General features: G+C 59.7%; 3 protein-coding genes. All 3 read right to left on the bottom strand.

The window, feature by feature from the left end:
• Window positions 1-1059: ThuA domain-containing protein (locus tag SGJ19_17845; GenBank protein MDZ4782113.1), on the bottom strand; the 1059-nt coding region annotated here is incomplete at its 3' end.
• Between the two features lie 559 nt (window positions 1060-1618).
• The gene (locus tag SGJ19_17850; GenBank protein MDZ4782114.1) at window positions 1619-2413 is read right to left on the bottom strand and encodes an FkbM family methyltransferase; all 795 of its coding nucleotides are present in this window, start codon (window positions 2411-2413) and stop codon (window positions 1619-1621) included.
• 157 nt (window positions 2414-2570) lie between these two features.
• On the bottom strand, window positions 2571-3650 hold a 1080-nt coding region (locus SGJ19_17855), incomplete at its 5' end, for a Gfo/Idh/MocA family oxidoreductase (GenBank protein MDZ4782115.1).

Here is a 3650-nt window from a genome sequence, read left to right on the forward strand (position 1 = left end):
GTCGTTCCCCTGGCCGGGCGTCTGCAAATTGTTCGGGTAGTCGGTCGATTCGCAGAGCCACAATCGGCCCCGGGCGTCCCAGGTCATGGCCAACGCCTTGCCGATATCGGGCTCAGCCGCGAAAAGCCGCAGCTCAAACTCGTCGGGATGCACGTAATGCTTGAGCGACTCTTCGGGCGGAAGCGGAATCTGCATTCTGTTCCACGCGCCGTCTCCCTTGCGTGCGCCCCCTTCGGGATAGAACGGCACCTTCGCCGGGAGGTATTCAAAGAGGTCCACATCGGTCCGCGGCTCCGTCATCCGGGGCACGTACGAGTCGATTGCGTTTTCCAGGTAGGGCCCCGCCTTGCCGGGATCGTCCCCCACGGCCCAGCGGATGCCGCGCTCCACGAGATTATGGAATCCTTTGTGCCCCCAGGTCCGCTCGTCGTGTCCCCAGGCCGTGTAAAACACGCGCCCCTTCCCCTGCGTGCGAATCCACGTCCAAGGCTCGTTCCGCTCCCCTTCCTTACGCGCCTCCAGCACGACGCGGCCGGCCTCGTTGTGCTTGTCATGCACGTAGGTTTCGTCCCAACTCGAGAAACCACCGAAGCCTTGCATCACCGGGTGCGATCCGCCGACGATCGCCGTCACCACCCTCCCCGTGCCGTGACTCTTGAATTGAGCGCCGACCAACTCCACGTACTTCGGCGAGTTGCGAAAACAGAACGACGCGCAGTGCAAAGCCACGAGCCCGCCCCCCTCGGCAACGTACTCCAACAGGGCTGCTTCTTCCGCCGCCGGCAACTCGTCGATATTCGCGTAGATCACGAGCGCCCCGTACTTTGCAAGGCTCTTACGGTTCAAGTCGCCGACCTTTTCCGTGTACGTCAGCTCGATGCCCCGCGCGGCCAGCACCGGTTGGAGCTGCGCGAACCGCGCCGCCGGCTTATGGTGCCCATGGTCCCCCAAGAACAGCAGTTTCAGATCGGCGGCCGCCGTCGATGAGACCGCTGCGAATAGGCAAATTGCAGGCAATGCGATTGCAGCGCAGCGTCCGGCGAAAGAAGGAATCATCATCTGGCCTTATTAATCAAGCCGCTCGGCACGTAGGTTATCGCACACCGTACTACTAACCTCTAAACTCCTTGCGTGGCGCGAAGATTTCCACGAAGCGACGTCTTTCCGTTCGCATTCTCGCCCCTTTCGCGTTCTCGCAGCCGTTCGCTCTCCTCTCCGTCACTCTCCTCTGGTCTTCATCATCTGAGTTCATCTGTACTACTAACCTCTGAATTCTTCGCGTGCCGCGAAGAATTTTGGCGGCGAGTTCGTTTGCCTTTCATCGATTGCCGACGTTCTTCTCTTCGGCTTCTCTCGTTTTATCAGTGTTCATCGGTGTTCATCGGTGGTTAAAAAATCCTTCTGCTGCTCCCCGTCTTCTCCCTCCCTCCGTGCCTCGTGGTGAAAAATCCGCCTCTTCTTCCTTCGGCTTCTCTCGTTTTATCCGCGTTCATCTGCGTTCATCGGCGGTTAAAAAATCCTTCTGCTGCTCCCCCGTCTTCTCCGTGACTCCGTGCCTTTGTTGTGAAAAATCTGCCTCTTCCTTCCTATGGTTGCGGCTACGCCGCGCTGCGAATGGTCATGGCTGACGTGCCGGCCGCTCTCGAACCGATTCCACCTGGTCACGCGGCAGTAAGAACACATCTTCCGTATCCGGGCCGCCAATGCATCCTGCTACCAGCCCGCGGCCGTCATGATGATGCATCTCATAGTTCCAGGGCGAAATCAGTTCGTTGAGTGTCGCAACCGTCCACCCGACCTTTCGCATGCGGCGGTAATTCAATTCACAGTAAAAAATGGGTTGGTGACGAGCGACAAAGCGAGTTGACGATTGCAGGATCTCGTACTCCCCTCCCTCGACGTCCATTTTTACGAGAACGGTATCCAAAGGTCCCAAGCGATCAGCAAAATCGTCGAGCGTGTCGGTGAACACCGGTGCGTTCGTTGCCCACGGCTCAGGGATCGGAAAATCCAGCGTCGTATCCATGGCAATCGTCGCAGCGACGGCATTGCCGGTCACTGCGTGCACGTCGTCATCCATCGTGAGCTTGGCAATCCCCCGTGCTTTTCCCAACGCCAGGTGAAACGGCGTACAGACGCCCTCTAGGCCGTTCAACCGCAGATTCTCGCACAGCCGTTCGAAGTTGGCCGGGACCGGCTCAATCGCGTAAACGTGTCCTTGCTGTCGCGCTACGGCGCGAGCCAGCGGCACGGAAAAGAAACCGATGCTCGCACCAATATCAATGACTGTGGCGCCCGGTACCAACAATTTCTCAAAGAGCCCGACCGACGTCGGGTCGAATTCACCGCGCCAGTAAACGTGCCGCTCCATGCGGCTTCGCAAATCGACTTTAAGCACGGTTCCGTCGCGCATTCGAACGTCGACGCAACATTCATCCGAGTTCGTGTAGTCCGTCAAGCAATTTTGGATGAACGACGCCAGTCGGCCTTCACCCCGAAACGACGGCGTAAGTCGAAACAGCCGTGCCAGATATTCTCGGAGAGCCAAACGCAGCTTACCCATCATCATTTTACCCGAGCGTGAACTCGGGCAGCCTCACGATCTCGCCCCCCTTCTCCGCCGATTGGTGCGCGCAGATCCCCACGCACGTCCAGTTCGCCGCGGTAACCCCGTTCGGCCACGGGTCGCGGTTTTCCACCAAGGCCGAAATCATCTCGTTCACCATGTGCGGATGCGAGCCGCCGTGCCCGCCCCCCTGGATGAACGAAAGATGTTCGGCGTCCTGAATGTGCTGCGGTAGCGTGAACTTGCGGATCGGTTCGGGTAGCAGGTGCGCGAAGTCCGGCACCGTCACCTTTTCCGGAATCTCCGGCTCCGGCTTCTTGGCCGTGTGGATGATGTGCGGCTCGTGCTCCACCAGCGTCCACTCGAAACTCCGCTTCGTGCCGTACACGTCGAAGCTCTCGCGGTATTGCCGGGCGACGTCGTAGAGAAATCGCCAGATGTGGGCCGTAACGTCGGAGTCCTTCAACTTGATGTGGCAGCTCTCCACCGCGAATCGGTTGCCGCTCTTCTTGGCGATGTCGTCGCGCACCTTGCCGCTGCCGAAGCAACTGACGTATTCCGCCTTGGCGTCCAACAGTCCCAGGCACGGGCTCACCACGTGCGTGGCGTAGTGCATCGGAATCATCCGCTGCCAGTAGTCCGGCCAGCCGTCCATGTCTTGCGGGTGCGAGGCCGCCAGGTGCTGAATCGTGCCGAGTTCCCCCTTGCGGTACATGTCGCGGATGTACAAAAACTCGCGGCTATAGACGACCGTTTCGGCCATCATGTACTTCAGCCCGGTCTGCTTCACCAGGTCGACGATCTCCCGGCACTGCTCCACGGTCGTGGCCATCGGCACCGTGCACATCACGTGTTTGCCGGCCTTGAGAGCGGCGATCGACATCGGCGCGTGGTCGCCGATCGGCGAGTTGATGTGCACGAAGTCGACCGCGGGGTCCTTGAGCAGGTCGGCGTAGTTCTCGTACCGCGTTTCGATGCCGAACCGCTTGCCGACCTCGTCCATCTTTTGCCGGTTGCGCTGGCAAATCGCCGCGATTTGGGCCTGCGGGTGGGCCTGATAAATCGGAATGAATTCGGCCCCGAA

Source organism: Planctomycetia bacterium (genome assembly GCA_034440135.1).
Classification (GTDB): Bacteria; Planctomycetota; Planctomycetia; order Pirellulales; family JALHLM01; genus JALHLM01.

What these genes read in the sequence shown, in the direction of transcription:
- SGJ19_17850 (MDZ4782114.1), bottom strand. Translation starts at nt 2,413, where the DNA reads ATGCGCGACGGAACCGTGCTTAAAGTCGATTTGCGAAGCCGCATGGAG.